At 74.0% G+C, this 15,628-nt stretch carries 13 protein-coding genes; 6 read left to right on the top strand and 7 right to left on the bottom strand.

What is annotated here, in order from left to right; all coding sequences use genetic code 11:
• Window positions 1-54 precede the first annotated feature (54 nt).
• Window positions 55-1,185, bottom strand: a complete 1,131-nt coding sequence (locus tag HTZ77_RS05975; protein ID WP_328808438.1) for an aminotransferase class V-fold PLP-dependent enzyme — start codon at window positions 1,183-1,185, stop codon at window positions 55-57.
• A 708-nt stretch (window positions 1,186-1,893) separates the two neighbouring features.
• On the opposite strand from HTZ77_RS05975, the gene HTZ77_RS05970 reads away from it, so the two are divergent.
• Together HTZ77_RS05970 and HTZ77_RS05965 are read left to right on the top strand one after the other, a co-directional pair.
• A complete protein-coding gene (locus HTZ77_RS05970) occupies window positions 1,894-2,820 on the top strand; it encodes an NADP-dependent oxidoreductase (RefSeq protein WP_175588388.1) in 927 nt (308 codons plus the stop codon).
• The gene (locus tag HTZ77_RS05965; protein ID WP_205302103.1) at window positions 2,817-3,443 is read left to right on the top strand and encodes a hypothetical protein; all 627 of its coding nucleotides are present in this window, start codon (window positions 2,817-2,819) and stop codon (window positions 3,441-3,443) included. Before HTZ77_RS05970 ends, HTZ77_RS05965 begins: the two co-directional genes overlap by 4 nt.
• 31 nt (window positions 3,444-3,474) lie before the next feature.
• Here the strand turns inward: HTZ77_RS05965 and HTZ77_RS05960 are convergent, their stop codons facing one another.
• A complete protein-coding gene (locus HTZ77_RS05960) occupies window positions 3,475-4,062 on the bottom strand; it encodes a helix-turn-helix domain-containing protein (RefSeq protein ID WP_175588386.1) in 588 nt (195 codons plus the stop codon).
• Window positions 4,063-4,108: 46 nt separating this feature from the next.
• Between HTZ77_RS05960 and HTZ77_RS05955 the strand changes: the two genes are divergently transcribed.
• Window positions 4,109-4,633 carry a GNAT family N-acetyltransferase gene (locus tag HTZ77_RS05955; protein ID WP_175588385.1) on the top strand — a complete coding sequence of 175 codons (525 nt, stop codon included), beginning with the start codon at window positions 4,109-4,111 and terminating at the stop codon, window positions 4,631-4,633.
• Window positions 4,630-5,892 (top strand): MFS transporter, encoded by a 1,263-nt coding sequence (locus tag HTZ77_RS05950; RefSeq protein WP_175588384.1) that lies wholly within the window; start codon window positions 4,630-4,632, stop codon window positions 5,890-5,892. The genes HTZ77_RS05955 and HTZ77_RS05950 overlap by 4 nt, the downstream gene beginning before the upstream one ends.
• 190 nt (window positions 5,893-6,082) lie before the next feature.
• On the opposite strand, the gene HTZ77_RS05945 is transcribed toward HTZ77_RS05950, so the two are convergent.
• Window positions 6,083-6,880 carry a pentapeptide repeat-containing protein gene (locus HTZ77_RS05945; protein WP_175588383.1) on the bottom strand — a complete coding sequence of 266 codons (798 nt, stop codon included), beginning with the start codon at window positions 6,878-6,880 and terminating at the stop codon, window positions 6,083-6,085.
• Between the two features lie 562 nt (window positions 6,881-7,442).
• Between HTZ77_RS05945 and HTZ77_RS05940 the strand changes: the two genes are divergently transcribed.
• Window positions 7,443-8,363, top strand: coding sequence for a helix-turn-helix domain-containing protein (locus tag HTZ77_RS05940; RefSeq protein ID WP_175588382.1), 921 nt, complete (start codon window positions 7,443-7,445; stop codon window positions 8,361-8,363).
• A 49-nt stretch (window positions 8,364-8,412) separates the two neighbouring features.
• On the top strand, window positions 8,413-9,564 hold the full coding sequence (locus HTZ77_RS05935) for an alpha/beta hydrolase family protein (RefSeq protein ID WP_175588381.1): 1,152 nt from the start codon (window positions 8,413-8,415) through the stop codon (window positions 9,562-9,564).
• Between the two features lie 46 nt (window positions 9,565-9,610).
• Here HTZ77_RS05935 and HTZ77_RS05930 read toward each other — a convergent pair whose 3' ends face one another.
• The 4 genes from HTZ77_RS05930 to HTZ77_RS05915 form a co-directional block, all read right to left on the bottom strand.
• Window positions 9,611-12,280, bottom strand: coding sequence for a PEP/pyruvate-binding domain-containing protein (locus HTZ77_RS05930; protein WP_175588380.1), 2,670 nt, complete (start codon window positions 12,278-12,280; stop codon window positions 9,611-9,613).
• A gap of 129 nt (window positions 12,281-12,409) precedes the next feature.
• A complete protein-coding gene (locus tag HTZ77_RS05925; protein WP_175588379.1) occupies window positions 12,410-13,525 on the bottom strand; it encodes an alkaline phosphatase family protein in 1,116 nt (371 codons plus the stop codon).
• A complete protein-coding gene (locus HTZ77_RS05920) occupies window positions 13,522-14,325 on the bottom strand; it encodes a sugar phosphate isomerase/epimerase family protein (protein ID WP_175588378.1) in 804 nt (267 codons plus the stop codon). The genes HTZ77_RS05925 and HTZ77_RS05920 overlap by 4 nt, the downstream gene beginning before the upstream one ends.
• Window positions 14,326-14,605: 280 nt before the next feature.
• On the bottom strand, window positions 14,606-15,598 hold the full coding sequence (locus HTZ77_RS05915; protein WP_175588377.1) for a LacI family DNA-binding transcriptional regulator: 993 nt from the start codon (window positions 15,596-15,598) through the stop codon (window positions 14,606-14,608).
• Window positions 15,599-15,628 lie beyond the last annotated feature (30 nt).

Genomic DNA, 15,628 nt, shown 5'->3' with positions numbered 1-15,628 from the left:
TGACCGCGCTCATCGCCCGCCGAGTCCGCCTGACCGGCGTGCTCCGGAGGGCCGTCATCGCCTGGCCAGCTCTTCGACCGCCTCGACGAGCCGGTGCAGCTCCTCGTCGGTGTTGTAGTAGTGGACCGAGGCCCGCACCAGGTCGGGCAGCCCGCGCGCGGGCAGGTCGTACCGGGCGTAGCGGGACAGCGAGACCGACGTGTTGATCCCAGTCTCCGCCAGCCGGCCGTGCACCTCGGCCGCCGGCCGTCCCGCCACGGTGAACGTGACGATGCCGCACCGCCGTACCCCCTGGTCGTGGACGCCCACGCCGGGCACCTCGCGCAGGGCGTCGCGCAGCCGGCCGGCCAGCGCGACCACCCTCGCCTCGACGGCGGGCAGCCCCCACGCCAGCGCGTACTCGACGGCGGCGCCCAGCCCGAGCACGGCGGCGACGTCGCGCTCCCACGTCTCGAACATCCGCGCCGTGCCCTCGACCTCGTACCGGTCCGGCGCGGTCCAGGTGGCGGCGTGCAGGTCGAGCACGGCGGGGGTGATCCGCTCGCGCAGCCGGGGCCGGACGTAGAGCAGGCCGGTGCCGCGGGGGCCGCGCAGGTACTTGCGGCCGGGGGCGCTGAGGGCGTCGCAGCGCAGCCGTTCGACGTCGAGGTCGAGCTGCCCGGCCGACTGGCAGGCGTCCAGCAGGTAGGGGACGCCGGCGCTCTCGGCGATCCGGCCCACCTCCTCGGCCGGGTTGACCAGCCCGCCCTGGGTGGGGACGTGGGTGAGGGCGATCAGGCGCACCCGCTCGTCCATGCGGCGCCGCAGGTCCTCGACGTCGAGCTGCCCGCTCGGGTCGTCCTCGACGACCTCGACGCGCGCCCCGGTGCGCTCGGCCACCTGGAGGAACGCGATGGCGTTGCTGGCGTACTCGGCGCGGCTGGTCAGGATGCGGTCGCCGGGGCCGAACGGGAGCGCGTAGAAGACCGCCTGCCAGCCGCGGGTGGCGTTGTCGGTCAGCGCGACGTCGGCGGCGTCCGCGTTGAGCAGGGTGGCGACGGACGCGCGCACCGCGTCCAGGCGCGGCGCGACCTCGGCCGCGGCCCGGTAGCCGCCGCGCAGGGCCTCCGCGCGCAGATGGGCGATCACCGTGTCGGTCACGACGGCGGGCGGCAGCGAGGCCCCCGCGTTGTCCAGGTGGGTCACGCGGGCACATCCCGGCGTCTCCGCCCGCGCTCGCTCGACGTCGATGTCCTGTACACAATCCATATGAACTGAATACAGAAATTCCCGACTGCATGCAACTCCTCTAGCCCCCCGCCCCCACCGGCCGGATGGCCCCCTACCGGGAACGGCTGGCCGTCGGCGATCCCCACGGCGCGTTCGTCCATGTCATCCGCGGCGTGGACGGCTCCGGCCTTCCCGAGGAGGCTGCCGTACCGGTATCTGCGGTGGGCGCTGCGCGCCGGCTTCCGCGGACCGGGCCGGCGGCGGATGCGGCCCCTTCTGCGGGCCAATCTGGCCGAGCACGGGCAGGTGGCCGCCCAGCAGGGACGGCTCGCCGGGTTCGCCGCCGTCACCGCCCCGGTGCTGGCGATGTGCGGGGGGCACAGTCCGCGCGCGAGCAGGGCGGAGTTCGCGGCCCTGCGCGACACCCTGCCCGCGCCACGCTGGAGACGTTGGCCGGGCTCCGGCATTTCGGGCCGGAGGGGAGGACGGCGCCGGTGGTGGCCGAGCGGGTCCTGGCGTTCCTCCGCGACACCCCTGAGCACACGGGGCCGACCAGCCCCGCCGCCCCCAGTTGCAGCAGTCGCTCGAAGTCCACCGGACCCCTTGCCGCGAAGATCGTTATGTGCATAATAGTTAAACGCATAACGTTATGCGCCTAACTAATTCTACAAGGGAGATCACACCATGCGTGCGGTGGGCTTCACCTCTTTCGGCGACCCCGGCGTGCTGGCCGTCGCCGAAGCACCCCTGCCCCGGCCCGAGGAAGGACAGGTACGCATCCGCGTCGAAGCCGCGACCGTCAACCCCGCCGACGTCGCCGCCCGTTCCGGCGCCTTCGGGCCGATGCTGCCCGCGGGCCCGCGCTACGTCCTCGGCTGGGACGTGGCCGGCACGGTCGACGCCGTCGGACCGGCCACGTCCGGCTTCACGCCAGGGGACCGGGTCGTCGGCATGTCCGACTGGCTGGCGACCAGGAACGGCACGCACGCCGAGTTCGTCGTGCTGGACGCCGCCGCGGTGGCGCCCGCTCCGGCCGGGGTCGACCCGGCCGAGGCCGCGACGCTTACCGCCAACGCCCTGACGGCGGTCCAGGCGCTGGACCTGCTCGGCCTGGTCGAGGGCCAGACCTTGGCCGTCACCGGGGCCGCCGGCGCGGTGGGCGGTTATGCCGTCGAGCTGGCCCGGCACCGGGGTCTGGACGTCATCGGCATCGGCTCCGCACAGGACGAGGACTTCGTCAGCGGGCTCGGCGCGACCTTCCTCCCCCGCTCCGACGACCCGGGCCGCGCCCTGCGCGCGATCGCGCCCGAAGGCGTCGACGGGCTGCTGGACACGGCGGTCATCGGCGCCCAGGTGCTGGCCGCGGTCAGGGACGGCGGCGCGTTCGTGAGCGTGATGCCGCCCGCCACGCCGCCGGCCGAACGCGGCATCAGGGTCGAGACCGTCTTCGTGCGGAGCGACGGCGCGCGCCTGCGCGAGCTGGTCGCCCTCGTCGAGCAGGGGCGGCTCACCCTCCGGCTGGCCCGGACCCTCCCCTTCGAGCAGGCCGCCGAGGCCCACGAACTCCTCGCCAAGGGCGGCCTCCGCGGCCGCCTCGTCCTGGTTCCGTGAGGCGCGCCATGAACCACGAGGACGAGTTCGCCCGCGCCTGGGCCGATCCGCGCAACACCCGCTTCGAGCCCCCGCCCATCGACGTCAACCGGATGCTCGCCGAGCGGTACCGGGCGAGCGAGCCGCTCACCTTCACCCGCGCCATGCTGTGGGACCTCGAGATCCGCAAGGCGTGGCATCCTGACATCTACATTCCCTACGTCGTACGGGAGGGGAGCGCCTTCTCCTGGAACGCCGCGGACGATCTCATGACGTTCGACCGCTCGTCGCAGCAACGGCGCTGGCTGGACCAGGACGACTTCGGGATGGTCCTGGAGCGGGTCCACCTGAACCCGGCGGAGCAACGCGTCACCTTCGTCGGCGCGGCCGAGCTGCCCGGGCCGGACGGGACCACGCTGCGGGCGGGGACGAAGCAGCCGCTCTTCCACATCGAGCACGCGGTCGGCGGCGACGAGGAGCAGCCGCTGAACCTGTGGCGGATCGTCCACCTGACCGAGGGGCCGGACGAGCGTCTCGCCGAGGCGCTCAGCGGCCGCACCTACCAGGGAGGGCTGCCGGGCTTCATCGAGATCTACATCCGTTCGGTCCTGAACGTCCGGCTGGACAGGATCGACATCGCCTGACGCGTCGCCGGCGCGCGTACCGGCATCGTGATCAACGAGAGCCGGTGCGCGGCTGGGCCGAGCGAGGGCGCATGATCAACGCGGCCACGTAGTACGTGCACGGCACGGAGCCCGCGTTGGCGTAAGCATGGGTGACGTCGGCGGCGAAGTAGACCGAGTCCCCCTCGTCCAGCTCGACCGCCGCGTCGGCGATGGTCAGACGCAAGGTGCCGGACTCGACGACGACGTACTCGTGGGAGCCCGGGGCGTAGGCCGGGAACCGGCCCGCGTCGCACTCCGGCGGCAGGGTCGTGCGGATCCACTCGAAGTTCACGCCGGGCACGACCGGCGTGAGGATCGTCCGCCGCCAGCCTCCGGGCTCGTGGACGGTGTCCTGGTCGGCGGCACGGCGCACGATGAGCCGGCTGTCCTCCGGCGGGGCGACGAGCTCGGCGAGCGGCACGCCGAGGCCGTCCGCGATGCGGGCGAGCACGACGATCGTCGGCGCCTTCTGCCCGCGCTCCACCGAGGACAGCATGCTCAGGCTCACGTCGGCCGCTTCGGCCAGCTGCTGAAGGGTCAGGCCCCGGTCGCGCCGCAGCGCCTGGATGTGCCCGCCCAATACCGCCAGATCCATCATTCCTCTATAATAGCAAGACATTCCGCTATAGAGAAATGAGCTTCGCGTGGCAGTTCCCGAAGCGGTCATCCGCCCCGCCGTTCCCGCCGACCTGGAGGCCGTGGCCGAGATCTTCGCGTACTACGTCTCCCACACCGTGATCACCTTCGAGCAGACGCCGCCGACCGTCGCCGAGTGGCGGGCGCGGCTCGACGACCTGGCCGGCCGGGGGCTGCCCTTCCTGGTCGCCGACCTCGGCGGTGACGTGGCCGGGTACGCCTACGCCGGGCCGTGGCGTCCCAAGCCGGCCTATCGGCACACCGTGGAGGACACGATCTACCTCGCCCCGGACCGCACCGGCCGGGGCCTGGGCGGCGCACTGCTCGACGCGCTGGTGACCCGGTGCGCGCGGGCGGGCGCGCGGCAGATGATCGCGGTCATCGCGGACACCGGAAGCGGCGCCTCCACCGCCCTGCACAAGCGTTTCGGCTTCGCGCACGCGGGGCGGCTGAGCGGCGTCGGGTACAAGCACGGCCGCTGGATCGACACCGCGCTCATGCAGCGGGCCCTGACCACCGACCACGACGGATGAGCCGGGACGCGCGAAGTGATCAGGCGCCGGCGCCCGCCTCCCTCGGGGACGACGGGCGTCGCCCACGGCGCGCCCTCGTCGCCCTGTGCGTCACCGAGCTCACGAGCTGGGGGACCCTGTACTACGCGTTCCCGGTCGTCCTGACCGAGCTGGTTCGTGACACCGGCTGGCCGATGACGACGGCCATGGGCGCCTTCTCGGCCGGCCTGCTCACCAGCGCGGCCTTCGGCGCGCCGGTCGGCCGGATCCTGGACCGCCACGGCCCGCGCCGGGTGATGACCACCGGGTCGGTGCTCGGGACCGGCGCGCTGCTGGCCGTGGCCGCCGCCCCCGGTCTACCGTGGTTCGTCGCCGCGTGGATGCTGGCCGGCCTGGCCCAGTCGGCCCTGCTGTACCCGCCGGCCTTCGCCGCGCTCACCCGCTGGTACGGCCCGGCCCGGATCCGGCCCCTGACGACCCTGTCGCTGGTCGCCGGGCTGTCCAGCACCGTGTTCGCGCCCCTGGCCGCCCTCCTGGTCACTCATCTCGGCTGGCGGGCCACGTACCTGGTGCTGGCCGGGCTGCTGGCCGTCGTCACCCTCCCGCTGCACGCGCTCTTCCTGACCCCGCCGTGGCCCGTCTCGGCCGGCCACTCCCCGGAACGGAGCCCGTCCCGCGTCCGCGACGTGGTCCGCAGCCGGGCGTTCGTCCTCCTGGCCGCGGCGATGAGCCTGGCCGGGCTCGGCCTCTACGCCGCCACCACCAACCTGGTCCCCCTGCTCACCAGCCGCGGCATCAGCACGACCACCGCCGCCACCGCGCTGGGCCTGTGCGGCGCCGGGCAACTGCTCGGGCGCCTCGGCTATCCCACCCTGACCCGCAGGACCAGCGCCCGTACCCGCACGACGGTCGTCCTGGTCGCGGCCGCCGCCGGCATCGCGGCGCTCGCCGCGATCCCCGGTCCCGCACCGCTGCTGATCGCCGCGAGCATCACCGCCGGCGCCGTCCGCGGGACCTACACCCTGCTGCAGGCCACCGCCGTCGGCGACCGTTGGGGCATCCAGCACTTCGCCACCCTCAACGCCCTCGCCACCACCCCGGCCGCCCTCGCCGCCGCCGTCGCCCCGGCGGCCGGAGCCCTGCTCGCCGGGCGGCTCGGCCATCCCGCCGCGTTCGCGCTGCTGGCCGCCGTCACTCTCGCCGGCGCCGGGCTGGCCGCCGGGGCCACGGACGGACGTTCGCGGCGGTGGGGCCGCCGTGCACGCTCCCGGCGACCTTGACCCCACGGCCGCGGTCACCTGCCCCGGCAGGGCGGGACCAGCCGTGCGTCCCGGTGAGACCTACTCGCGTGGGGCCGGCGAGTCGGTCTCGGCGATGATCGCCTTGACGGCGAATCGGTCGTAGCTCCGGGGACGGACGGGCGGCAACGTTCGCGGCCGTGCCGGCCTGATCAGGGAGGAATCGAATCCTTCAGGCCAGACGGTGCTCTCGTCGAAGACGACCCGTTTCAAGGAAGCACCGGTCAGAACGGCGCCGCTCAACGCGGGCTCCGCGAAGATCGCTGTAGTCCAGGCGAGCGCCGCGCAGGTTGGTGTCGCGCAGATCGGCCTTGCTCAGGTCGGTGCCTCGAAGGTCGATGCCCTCGGCGAGGGCACCCGTCAGGACGGCGTCACGCAGATCGGCCTGGTAAAGGACCGCGTCAGCGACGTTCGCCCCCGCCAGTCGCACTCCGGTGAGATCCGCACGAGTCAGATCGGCCCCGATGAAGGTGGCTTCGGTGAGATCGCTGAAGTGCAGATCCACGTCCTGAAGCCGGGCGGAGGCGAGGTCGGCATGGGGCAGGACCACGCGATCGAGCCGGAGCACCTGGCCTCGGACCGGTTCCCGGCGGCCGAGGACACCCAGTGCCGCGTGGATGTCAGGGGCACGGAGGGAAAGGTTGACAGAACCGCCGGGCACCGTGGTCACGCGATGCGCGTCCTGGGTGCCTCGTTGCGGATCACGGGCTCGGTTCCCGACGAACGCGGACAGGATCCCCCCGATGGTCCGGCGGTCGGCTTCCGAGGAGCGCGCGACGCGCTCCAGGGCGTAGATGCCACCCAGACGGACGTCCACGCTGGTGTCGCCCAGATGTGCGATGGCGGCGGCGAAGGACTCGGTGGCCTGCCCGTGACGACTGAACTGGAGCTGGCGCCAGCTCAGCAGGGCACCGATCAGGAGCACCAGGCCGCCGACCCCCGGGAGCAAGGTGGTGCGGATGTTGTTCACGGCGGTGGCGTAGTCCGTCGGCGGCTTCGCCGTTCCCACATCCCACGCGAGCAGGTAGCGGGGCAGGAAGAGAGCGCACGCCACGGCGGCCGTTCCCAGAAACGCGGCGAGGGTGAGGGAAACCGGGATCCGGTGGCGCCAGGAGGAGCCGACGCGCGCGATCTTGTCCGTCCGGATGGGGTGACCCGGAAGTGGGGGGTGCGGTCTTCGATGCGGCTCATGGACTCACCTGGGATCCGGCTTGGAGGTGTCCGCTGTCACACCGGGGCAGTGTGGCGACGGCGCTCGTGATCACGTCGGGGGATGTCGTCGATCAACTGCCTTCTTACCGGGAGCCTCTTCCTCTGCCAACCCACCGCTTCGTGCATGCTTGTCGACCAGGGGAGGAGGCTGTCGCGCCGGTCCGGGCCCGGGAGCGCGAGGGCCGGGAGGCCCTCGCCCGGGGTGCGGGGCGAAGCCCCGCTCAGGACGTCCGAGCGGAGCGAGGGCCATGCCTTCGGGGCGAAGCCGCGCCACCATGGAGCTGATGTTGGATGTGGGTGAAGAAGCTGGATGTGGTCCCATGATGTCGAGCTCGGAACGTCCGCCGGGCGATGCGGCGGGTCGCCCGGGGAGCCGGACGGGCCCCGCGTTCGCCCCCCAGCAGGTCTCCGGGTTCAACCTGGAGTGGGCCGCCGCGTTCGACCCGAAGCGGGTCGAACGGCTGACAGGCATCGAGGCCGTCAACGCGCGCATCGAGAGCACGGTGGAGCGCGCGGGAGAGGTGCTGTCCACGCACGCCGTACGACGCCCGGCAGGCGACGACCCCGCCGCGCGCCGCCGCATGCTGGACAACCTCGGCAGGGGCATCCGCTACCGGACCATCCTGCACCGCGCCACCCTGGAGACGCCCGGCGAGCTGGCCTACTTCACCGAACTCCACCGGGCGGGCGATCACCACCGGGTCACCGACCAGCCGATCCAGACGATGGTCCTCGTGGACCGGGCCACCGCCTTCGTGCCGCTCGTCCCGGACACCCCGGCCGCGGGCGCACTCGTGATCAGGCAGCCCGGCATCGTGGCCACCCTGGTCAACCTGTTCGAGTACACCTGGGCCGCCTCGACCGACCTGGAGCCCGCCGAGCCGTACCTGTCGGAGTCCGAGCGGCAGGCCCTGGAGCTGCTGGGCCGGCTGCGCGCGTTCCTCGCCGACGGGTTCGTGGGTCGCACGGTGACGCTGGAGACGGCGGCCCGGCACGTGGGGTTGAGCCCGCGCCGGCTGCAGCAGCGGCTGCGTGAGGCGGGCACGAGCTGGCGGGCGGAGCTGGAGCGTGTCCGCGACGAGGTGGCGACGAGCCTGCTGGCCGAGCACAGGCTCCCGATCGCCGCGATCGCCACGCGACTGGGCTACTCCGACGCCAGGGCGTTCCGGCGGGCGTTCGTCCGCCGGAACGGCATCGGCCCGCACGAGTTCCGCGAGGCGTCGGGTTCGGTCCCCTTTTGATCGTCTTCTGTCCTCCCCGCCGTGCCCCGGCCCCCCGTAGCTTCGCCGCATGAGCGACAAGAAGCTGCAGCGCAGCAACTCCACGCGGTACTACTTCGACGACCCGGACATGGACTTCATCTTCCAGTGGTCGGCCGGCGCCGCCAAGACCGGCGGCCTGGACGCCGGGGAGCTGTTCCACGTCGCCGCGCGCATCGCGGACGGCGACACCGCGAGCTGGGTGCGCGAGTTCGAGGCGTACGGCGACGACCAGCGGGAGCTGGCGGAGACGTGGCGGCGGCGGGGGTGGCGGCGCAGCGCCGGCGAGGCGCAGATGAAGGCGTACTACTGCTACCGGCAGGCCTGGCAGTTCGCCGGACGGGGCGAGCTGTTCGAGCCGCTGATCCACAAGTACGAGGCGGCGTTCGCGGAGGCCGTGGACCTGCTGGGGCTGCCGCTGGAGTTCCTTGAGGTGCCGTTCGAGGACAACTCGCTGCCGGGTCTGCGGCTGGACGCCGGACCGGACGCGCCCACCCTGATCGTCATCGGCGGCGGAGACACCGGCCGCGAGGACATGTACCACCTGATCGGCTACAACGCCTGGCAGCGCGGCTACACCGCCGTGATCGTGGACATGCCCGGTCAGGGCAGCACGCCGCTGCGCGGGCTGTACTTCATGGCCGAGACCGAACGTCCGATCGGAGCCGTCGTCGACCACCTCGTCGACAAGTACGGCCAGGATCCGGCCCGGCTGGCCATCGTCGGCATGAGCGGCGGCGGTTACATGGTCAGCCGGGCGGTGATGACCGAACGGCGCCTGGCCGCCTGCGTGGCCAGCACCCCGGTCTCGGACATGGGGCAGATCCTGCCGGTCGGCGTCGTGCGGGCGATGGCCACCGAGGGCGCGATGCGCGACAGCTTCCAGATGTACCTGTGGCGCTCGGGCTGCGACACGCCGGAGGAGTTCGCCGAGCTGCTGACGACCTTCCGCGCCGACCCGGCCCAGGTGCGCTGCGCCTACCTGGCCATCGCGGGCGCCGGCGAGTCACCCACGTTCCTGGAGCAGGCCCGCCGCTGGCACGACGGCCTGCCGGTCGCCACCAAGGCCCTGGTCGAGCTGGACGCGGCCAGCGGCGCCGACGCGCACTGCCAGATCAACAACCCGACCCGGCTGGCCCAGGAGATCTGCGGCTGGCTGGACGAGGTCCTCCCCCGGCCGTAGCGTCTCCCGGCCCGTGGCACAGGTCGGGGGGCTGTGGGGTTCGGGGTCAGCCGAGGGTGATGGTGCCGGAGGCGCCGTTCACGGTCACCTGCCGGCCGGTGGTGATGCGGTGGGTGGCGTCGGCCACCCCGACCACGGCCGGGATGCCGTACTCCCTGGCCACCACCGCACCGTGGGACATCGCGCCGCCCATCTCCATGACCAGGCCGCCCGCCGTGAGGAACAGCGGCGTCCAGCCCGGGTCGGTGGACGGGCAGACGAGGATCTCGCCGGGCTCCAGGTGGGCGCCGACCGGGTCGAGGACGACGCGGGCCGGGCCCGTGACCGTGCCGGCCGAGGCGGCCGTGCCCGTGAGCGCGTCCGCCGGGACGGCCGAGCCGGACGCGGCGGCGACGGCGACGGCCTCGGGTTCGGTGCCGTCCGACAGCATGACCCGGGGTACGTGGCGGCGCCGCGCCTCCTGTTCGTACGCCGCCCGGCGGGCCGCCACCAGTTCGCGCGGGCCGGGGGGAGCGGGCTCCGGAGCCTCCCCGCCGGTCGGCTTCTCCTCGGCAAGCGCGGCATCCAGCGCCTCCCGTACCTCCTGGAAACGGAGGAAGAAGACGTCGCCCGGCGCGTCCAGCAGACCCGCCGAAACCAGCCGCGCCCCCACCACGAGCATGCTCCGCCGCACCCCGGCGAGGATCTTGACCAGGTAGAACTTCGGCAGTTCCCGCAGCCCTCCGAACCGCCTCGTGCGGCGCAGCGCGAAGCGCGTCACCGCGCCTCGCAGGGCGCCCCGGCGGCGGGCCCGGGCGGCGATCTCCTCGACGGCGCGCCGCGCCTCCACGTCGCCCCGGGCGAACAGGACGGACGGGGCGAGGTCGCCGGGGTCGTCCATGCGCAGGTAGTTGGCCAGCACGCCGAGGATGTGCGCCGGCTCCTCCGACCAGCGGGGCAGGCCCAGGTCGATCTCGGCGACGCCCCGGTGGCCGTAGCGGCGCAGGAAGTCCTCGACGCCCCGCTGGGCCTTCGGGGGCAGCTCGCCCGCCCGGTAGCGGCGCACCAGCTCCCCCACCGGGAGCTCCCGGAACGGTCCGGGCTCGATCCGGGTGGCCAGGTCCCACAGCTCCAGGTCCATCTCGGTCGTGGGGTTGCCGGGGAGGCTGCGCAGCACGTTCTGCATGTCGGCGATCGGCACCCCCGACAGCCGCGACGCCAGCGCGAACAGCCCGTACCCGGTGATCACGATCGGCATGATGGAGATGATCACGGGAAACGCGCCGCGCAGCATGCGCTCGGCGTGCTCGACGCGCTGGACGGGGGTGGCGTCGTCCGGCACGCGCAGCCGCCGGTCGAGCTCGTCGCCCAGCCGCCGGGTGTACGCCAGGGCGGCGCGCGGGCTGAACAGCGCCTCCAGCACCCGGACCGGCGCGCGGACGGTCCGGGCGAAGCGGGCGAGCCCCTTCAGGAACGGCCGGCGCGAGGCGTGGACGACCGACAGCCGGGGGTCGTCGAACAGGCCGTCCAGGACGGCGGCGGTGCGGGCCTCGCCCAGGGTCAGCGCCTTGGGCAGGATGGCCCGGCCGGCCCGGCTGCGCGCGGCCGTGGTCAGGTCCAGCCACAGCCGCTCCCCCGCGACGGACATGAACGCCGGCCCCCGGCGCGGGTCGTCGGGCGCGTGCCCGAACAGGCCCGCCGCGCCCGACGCGCTGAGCTGGAACCCCGCCAGGCCCATCGGCGTCAGCGGGCCCATGACGCCCTGGGCGACGTTGACGCTGAAGTAGACGCGCAGCCCGTCACGCGCGGGGTCGGGCGCGGGCAGCGGGAACAGCGTGGTGACGGGCCGCGCCTGGGTGAGCCAGAGCGCGCCGGACACGTCGAGCGCCCACTCGGTGTCCTGCGGGGCTCCGTAGTGCCGCTCGACGCGCGCGCCGAGCGCGGCCAGCTCGCGCACCTGCGCGTCCGTCAGGCAGTACTCGGCCGAGCCGGTACGGTCCAGACGCTCCGTGCCGCCGCCGGGCAAGGAGCGGATCACCACGCGCTTGTCCCCGGCACGGCGTTCGAGGATCTCGCCGGTGGCCGGGTCGGCGACGAACCGGTCCGGGTTCACGGCCCCGGAGACGACGGCCTCGCCCAGGCCGGGGCTCGCGTCGATGACCGCCCGGTGCCGCCGTCCGGTCAGCGGGTCGGCCGTGAACATCACCCCGGCGACCTCCGCCTGCACCATCGCCTGGACGACCACCGCCAGCCGTACCGAGGCGTGGTCGATGCCGTTGGAGGCGCGGTAGGCGACGGCGCGGTCGGTCCACAGCGACGCCCAGCAGCGCCGGACCGCGTCGAGCACGTCGTCCACGCCGACGACGTTGAGGTAGGTGTCCTGCTGCCCGGCGAAGCTGGCGAACGGCAGGTCCTCGGCCGTGGCCGAGGAACGCACCGCGACGGGCCCGCCGCCGAGCCGCTCGTACGCGGCGGTGACCGCCTTGGCCACCGGCTCCGGCACCGGGGTCCCGAGCAGGCGCTCCCTGGCCGCCGGCGCCAGCCCGGGACCGCCCTCGGCGATCACCTCGCCCAGGGCGGCGGCCTCGGCGACCTGGCGGTACGCGTCGGTCGTCAGCACCCATCCGGGCGGCACCGGCAGCCCGGCCCTGGTCATCTCGCCCAGGTTGGCGGCTTTTCCGCCCACCTCGGCCAGCATGGAGGCGTCGATCTCGGAGAACTCCAGTGCCGTGTTCATCTGCCCCACCCTCGGCGTTCAGCTTCTCGACACGAGTGTCACCCCTCGCGGCGAGAAATTCAACACCTGATGAAACATCGGGCGGGCGGAGGGTGGCTCGGGCCGTGTCGTGGCCGGTCGGGGCAGGGTTCAGAACGCCAGGGGCGCTCCGTCGAGGTCCCAGGCCGGGTCCACGGCGATGCCGAGCCGGTCGAGCGCCGTGGGGGCCACGTCCACCGGCCGGGGATCCTGCAGGCGCACGCCGCCGAGGTCCTCCCCCAGCCGAGCGCCGATCACGAACACCGTCCGCTCCTCGCCCGACACGCCGCCGTGGCCGCCCGCGTCCACGTGGCCGTGGTCGGTGGTGACGAGGACCGTCCAGCGCTCGTGCCCGAACGAGGGCCTCGCGCGGATCGTGTCGAGCAGGCCGCCGAGGTACGCGTCCTGGAGCAGCAGCGCGTCGGTGTACTCGGGGCAGAGCGGGCCGAGGGCGTGGGCCACCTCGTCGGTGTCGCCCAGGTAGACGAACGACAGGTCGGGGCCGGCGTTCGCCAGATGGTCGCGGGCCGCGTCGGCGACCTGGCGGTCGGCGACGCTCCAGGTGAGGGCGTAGCCGTCGAGCACGAAGCGCGTGCCGATGGCGGGGCCGAACGCGCCGTGCTCGGCGAGGGCGGCCCACGAGAAGAACGCGGAGGTGACGAGGTCGGGGCGGGCCTCCTGGGCCCGCGTCAGGAAGTCCGGATATTTCGTGAACTGCGGGGCGGCGAAGCCGTTGTCCACGACGCCGTGCTTGTCCGGCCACACGCCGGTCGCGATCGACGCCCACCCCGGCCCGGAGTCGGTCCGCGCCCGGATCACCCGCACGGACTCCTCCTCTTCGCCGGTCGCCCGGGGGTCGTCCGTCGCCCCGACGTCGTCCGTCGAGCGGGGGGCGTCCGTCGCCCCGACGTCGTCCGTCGAGCGGGGGGCGTCCGTCGCCTCGGTGTCGTCCGTCGAGCGGGGGGCGTCCGTCGGGCGGTCGTCGTTGTTCGCCCGAGCGTCCTCGGGGGCGGGCGCAGCGTGGGTCGGCGCCGGCGACCCGATGGCTTCCTCGGGGACGATCTGGCCCGGCGACTCCGTCCGTGGCGCCTCCGGTTCACCGTACGGGAGCGTGCTGGTCCCGTACGCGCCCGTCGACATCAGCGCCGACAGCACCGGCGGCCGGATGGCGACCAGGCGGTCGAAGCGCAGGCCGTCCATCCCGACGACCAGCACCTTGTCCCTCATACGGCATCCTTCGCCCGGTCGTCACCAGCAGCGGCGAAGCGGGCGACCCAGTCGGCGGCGCCGGGCAGGATCTCCTCCACCGGCGCCACCTGCGGATACCAGGTCCGCTCCCACTCCAGCGACACCCATCCGTCGTAACCCGCCGCGCGCAGCAGCTCGCCGCACTCGTCCAGCGGGACCGAACCCGTCCCCATCGGCACCGGTGTCGTGTCCTCGGCCGAGACGGCGTCCTTGACCTGCACGTACCTCAGCCACGGCCCGAGCGCGGCCAGCGTGTCGGCCGGCGCCTCGCCGTGGCGCCACGGGTGCAGGAGGTCCCACACGGCACCGGTCGTCCCGGGCCGGTCGGCCGTCTCCAGCAGCCGCGCCACGGCGGCGCCGGTCGCCATCGCGTCGTGGGTCTCGACCAGCACCGTGACGCCCAGGTCGGCGGCCGTACCGGAGACCGCGCGCAGCCGGCGCGCGCCGACGGCGGGGTCCTCGCCGCGCGGGAACACCCGGACGCCGGGCGCGCCCAGGTCGGCGGCCAGTTCCAGGTCCGCGCGCAACGCCTCCACCACGGGCTCGTCCGGGCCCGGCTCGCACACCCGCACGTACCCGGCCAGGGCGGAGAGCTCCAGCCCCGCCCGCTCCACGCGCTCGCGGGCGGAGCGCCGCTCCTCGGGGGTGAGCCCGCCGTGGACGCCGGTGTCGGGATGGAGGCGCAGTTCGAGGCCGTCGCACCGGTACGCGGTCGCCACCTCGATCGCCCTGTCGAGCCTGTCCCCGGGCATTCCCAGCGTGCTGACCGCGAGCTTCACCGCATCCCCCTCATGTGCCGTCCCGATATGTCGATATGTCGTCATCTGTGGCAGGTGCCGGCGGGTACGTGCGCCGCGGGCACGCAGGACACCGCCGCGCCATCAGCCGCCCGCGCCCTCGGCCGCCGTGTCCTCGGCCGACCGCGCCATCAGCCGCCGCACCCTGAGCCGCCGTGCCCCCGGCCGCCGTCTCACCAGCGGTGCCCCCGCGCGGTCGCGGCGGGGCACCCACTCGGGCGGCGGCGAGGCTCCGCGCACGCGGCCCCGGCGTCCGGCGGCGTCACCGGACGTCCCGGACGCTCTCCCGCAGGACCACCTCGCCCTGGACATGGTCCACGGTCGGCGTCTCCCCCGAGGCCAGCGCCAGCTCCAGCGCGCGGGACCCCATGTCGGCCAGCGGCAGCCGCACGGTCGTCAGCGCCGGTACGTGGTCGCGCAGCGTGGCGATGTCGTCGAAGCCCGCCACGGAGACGTCGTCCGGCACGCGCACGCCCCGGTCGCGGTAGGAGGCGAGCGCCCCGACGGCCATCACGTCGTTGACCGCGAACACGCACGTCGCGTCGCCCGTCTCGGCGGCCGCCGTGTAGCCGCCGTCGCGGTCGAACGGGCCGTGGACGATGCGCGGCCCGGGCAGCCCGAGCTCCTCGACGGCGTCGACGAACCCGGCGCACCGGTCGCGGGCGGTCATCAGGTGCGGCGGCCCGGCGAGGACGGCGAAGCGGATGTGGCCGAGCCCGGCCAGTGAGCGGGCCAGGGCCGCGCCGCCCTCGTAGTTGGCGGGCGCCACGGTGTCGACGCCGAGCAGGTCCTGGCCGACGCAGGCGACCCGGCCGCCGCTGGCGCGGTAGCGGTCCAGCTCACGGCGGAGCCGGCCGGTCACCTCGGGGTCGCTCACGCGGGAGCCGGCCAGGAGGACGGCCCGTACGCGCTGGGCGTTCATGGTGGCGACGTAGGCGATCTCCTGCTCGGGGTCGCGGTGCGTCGTGCCGACCATGACGAGCAGGCCCTCGCCGGCCGCGGCGCGCATGGCGCCGTCGGCGAGGGCGGCGAAGTAGGGGTCGGTCAGGTCGTGGACGACGATGCCGATGACGTTGCTGGCGCCCCGGGCCAGCGTCTGGGCGGCCATGTTGGCCCGGTAGCCCAGCTCGTCGGCGGCTCGCTCGACCCGCGCCCGCAGGTCGGCGCCCACCTGGCGGGTGCTGCCGTTCAGCACCCGCGAGGCGGTCGCGAGCGAGACACCCGCCTGCCTGGCGACGTCTTCCAGTGTGACCACGACGAGACCTCCCCGGAAAGCGGTTGCCCA

Source organism: Nonomuraea montanisoli (genome assembly GCF_013363975.1).
Taxonomy (GTDB): domain Bacteria; phylum Actinomycetota; class Actinomycetes; order Streptosporangiales; family Streptosporangiaceae; genus Nonomuraea; species Nonomuraea montanisoli.
This window is presented reverse-complemented; position numbering and strand designations above follow the sequence as displayed.

Bases quoted from the DNA above. Each gene is read 5' to 3' on its own strand.
- HTZ77_RS05970 (WP_175588388.1), top strand. From the start codon at position 1,894: ATGCGTGCGGTGGGCTTCACCTCTTTCGGCGACCCCGGCGTGCTGGCC.
- HTZ77_RS05935 (WP_175588381.1), top strand. From the start codon at position 8,413: ATGAGCGACAAGAAGCTGCAGCGCAGCAACTCCACGCGGTACTACTTC.
- HTZ77_RS05925 (WP_175588379.1), bottom strand. From the start codon at position 13,525: ATGAGGGACAAGGTGCTGGTCGTCGGGATGGACGGCCTGCGCTTCGAC.
- HTZ77_RS05930 (WP_175588380.1), bottom strand. From the start codon at position 12,280: ATGAACACGGCACTGGAGTTCTCCGAGATCGACGCCTCCATGCTGGCC.
- HTZ77_RS05940 (WP_175588382.1), top strand. From the start codon at position 7,443: ATGATGTCGAGCTCGGAACGTCCGCCGGGCGATGCGGCGGGTCGCCCG.
- HTZ77_RS05950 (WP_175588384.1), top strand. From the start codon at position 4,630: ATGAGCCGGGACGCGCGAAGTGATCAGGCGCCGGCGCCCGCCTCCCTC.
- HTZ77_RS05960 (WP_175588386.1), bottom strand. From the start codon at position 4,062: ATGATGGATCTGGCGGTATTGGGCGGGCACATCCAGGCGCTGCGGCGC.